We start from the raw sequence: 2,963 nt of genomic DNA on the forward strand, positions 1-2,963 counted from the left end.
ATCGTTGGGTTTTACAACAACGAACGGTTGCACTCGAAACTGGGATATCTGCCACCGACCGCTTACGAGCGGGCGATGGCGTCAAAACCACCTATCGAGGTGTCCGGAATTAGTTGACCACTGCAGTGTATGTACGAGGTACGCCGACTTGAGATACCGAGTCGAACTCAAATTCTGAAATGCACAGAGATCGGCTCCCTTTCCCCCTCGCCCCCTTGGGGGGAGAGGGCTGGGGTGAGGGGGAGATATTCAATGACACAACAAAAAACCCGGAAGCTCTCGCTATCCGGGTTTTTTGTTATTGCCAGTTCAATCAGCGGTTAAACCGCTCCACCAACGAGTACTGCGTATTCGCCGTCTTCGTCAGCTCTTCACTCAACAACGCCGAGTTATGCGCCTGTTCCGACGTCTGATCCGCCAGCTCCGAAATATTGCTGATGTTGCGGCTGATCTCTTCAGCCACCGCACTTTGCTCTTCGGTCGCGGCCGCAATCTGCGTGGTCATGTCGGTGATGTTGGCCACCGCTTCGCTGATGCCGACCAACGCCTGATCCGCTTCCAGCACCCGCGCCACACCTTCTTCAGCCTGGCGATGCCCGGCTTCCATGGTTTGCACGGCACTCGAAGCCGTCTGCTGCAACTTGGCGATCAGGGCATGAATCTGCCCGGTCGATTCGCTGGTGCGTTGCGCCAGTTGACGCACTTCGTCAGCCACCACGGCAAAGCCACGGCCCATCTCACCGGCACGCGCTGCTTCAATCGCAGCGTTCAGAGCGAGCAGGTTGGTCTGGTCAGCGATGCCTTTGATCACATCAACCACGCCGCCGATTTCGTCGCTGTCCTTGGCCAGTTGGGTCACGGTCAAACCGGTTTCACCGACAACTACCGACAGACGCTGGATGGCTTCGCGGGTTTCGCCGGCGATGTCACGGCCGCGACCGGTCAGGCGATTGGCTTCCTGAGTGGCGTCGGCGGTGCGTTGGACGTGGCTGGCGACTTCCTGAGTGGTCGCGGCCATCTGGTTGACGGCGGTGGCGACTTGTTCGGTTTCCACACGCTGGCGTTCCAGGCCGGTGGAGCTGTTGTGCGCCAGGACGTCGGATTGCTTGGCCTGATCGGTCAAGTGTTCGGCGGTGTCCTGCAGACGGGTCAGGCAGGTTTTCAGGCGTGCTTCCTGGCTGAGGATCGACATTTCCAGACGCGCCTGGGCGCCACGGCTGTCGGTGTACATCTGCGCGATCAGCGGGTCGGAGGTGGTCTGCTCGGCCAGGCGCAGCAGGCGTTTCAGCCCGCGTTGTTGCCATTGCAGGCCCATCAGGCCCAGCGGCACCGACAGACCGGCGGCGAGGGCGAAGCCCCACTGCGAGTTCAGGGTCGCGCCGATCATGAAACTCAACTGGCTGACCAGAATGAACGGCAGCCAGTCTTGCAGCACCGGTAGCCATTTATCGGTGGACGGGATCGCCGACTTGCCCTGGTTGATGCGTTGGTAGAGCGCTTCGGCACGGCGGATCTGTTCGGCGGTGGGTTTGACCCGCACCGACTCGTAACCGACCACCTGATTGCCGTCGAACACCGGTGTGACATAGGCGTTAACCCAGTAATGGTCACCGGTCTTGCAGCGATTCTTGACAATGCCCATCCATGGCAAGCCTTGTTTCAGTGTGCCCCACATGTGCGAAAACACCGCCGCCGGTACGTCGGGGTGACGGACCAGGTTGTGCGGCGCACGGATCAGTTCCTCACGCGAAAACCCGCTGATCTCGACGAAAGCGTCGTTGCAGTAGGTGATCACGCCCTTGGCGTCGGTTGTGGAAATCAACCGCTGCTGAGCCGGGAAAGTCCGTTCGCGTTGTGTAATGGGCTGGTTGTTACGCATGGTTTTTCAATCCGCAAGGCTTTGAAAGGTTGTCGGCGGTGACAGCTTTTTATTGAAATTTTTTTTCAATAATCAGCACGGCGTCGCAAAACTGCGCTTGCTTCAGCCGGCGAGCATCGGATAAGTGAACAAACCAAAATGCAGCAGGTTCAGGCCGAAATGTGTGGCGATCGCCGCGCCGAGCCCGCCAAAACGGTAGGCCAGACCATAGCCGACGCCCGCCAGCCCTGCCAGCGACACCCAGGTCCAGCCTGCGCCGGCATGCACCAGACCAAACAGCAAAGAGGCCAGCAGCAGGGCGAGATTTTCTCCGTAGGGCAGATTTTTGAAACGCTGACTGAGGCCGCCCTGTATATAGCCGCGAAACAGGGCTTCCTCGACCAAGGTCACCAGCAGCAGATTGTTCAGCACCCACAGCCACGCTTGATCAGGCCACTTCGGTGCCCAGGCGATCACGCCCAGCAACAGCGCGCCGCCAAGGGCAAGAACCGCGCTCAGCGTCAGGGCGAGGGCGGTGGCGTAGACGCTCATGCGCAACGAACGTCGCCCGACAATCCACGGGCACACCAGCAACAACCAGAAGCCAACCAGCGGTTTGTCGAGGTTCAGGTACATCGCGAACGGCACGGCGTTGTCGGTGAAGCGTTGCGGATCAATGGCGCGACCGTTGGCGAAGCCCGGTAGCCAGTGTAGAGCCAGCGCCAAAGCCAGCACGATAAACAGACCATGGCCGAGAAAACGTGCGACCGGCACCTGTTGCTGGCGCACGGCAAAACCTGCGAACACCAGCAGCCCAATGGAGATCAGCGCCAGCCAGCCGAGGTGGCCGTAACTCAGCGCCCATCCGTAACCGAGGCTGAGAAGCGCCAGATAGAGCCATGGCAAAGCCTTCATCGAAAGTCCCTGTGCAAATTTGTGGAAGGGCTTTCTACACGGACGAGCGGCGGGGGACAAGTGAAGGTGTGGCGGCAAACCGGGACAACTCCAATACCGTTGGCCAAACATAAATCCCAATGTGGGAGCGAGCTTGCTCGCGAATGCGGTGTGACAGGCAATAGTTGTTTCGACTGATACACCGCATTCG

2 protein-coding genes are annotated in these 2,963 nt (G+C 59.5%); both read right to left on the reverse strand.

Annotated elements, in window-relative coordinates; genetic code table 11:
* Positions 1–313 precede the first annotated feature (313 nt).
* Positions 314–1,879, reverse strand: a complete 1,566-nt coding sequence (locus tag AC0ZWN_RS28735; protein ID WP_476337703.1) for a methyl-accepting chemotaxis protein — start codon at positions 1,877–1,879, stop codon at positions 314–316.
* A gap of 102 nt (positions 1,880–1,981) precedes the next feature.
* Entirely contained in the window at positions 1,982–2,773 is a 792-nt protein-coding gene (locus tag AC0ZWN_RS28740; protein WP_476337705.1) for a lysostaphin resistance A-like protein, read from the reverse strand.
* Positions 2,774–2,963 lie beyond the last annotated feature (190 nt).

The sequence above is a fragment of the Pseudomonas sp. 3B-A001-10F genome, assembly GCF_056313565.1.

Bases quoted from the DNA above. Each gene is read 5' to 3' on its own strand.
- AC0ZWN_RS28735 (WP_476337703.1), bottom strand. From the start codon at position 1,879: ATGCGTAACAACCAGCCCATTACACAACGCGAACGGACTTTCCCGGCT.
- AC0ZWN_RS28740 (WP_476337705.1), bottom strand. From the start codon at position 2,773: ATGAAGGCTTTGCCATGGCTCTATCTGGCGCTTCTCAGCCTCGGTTAC.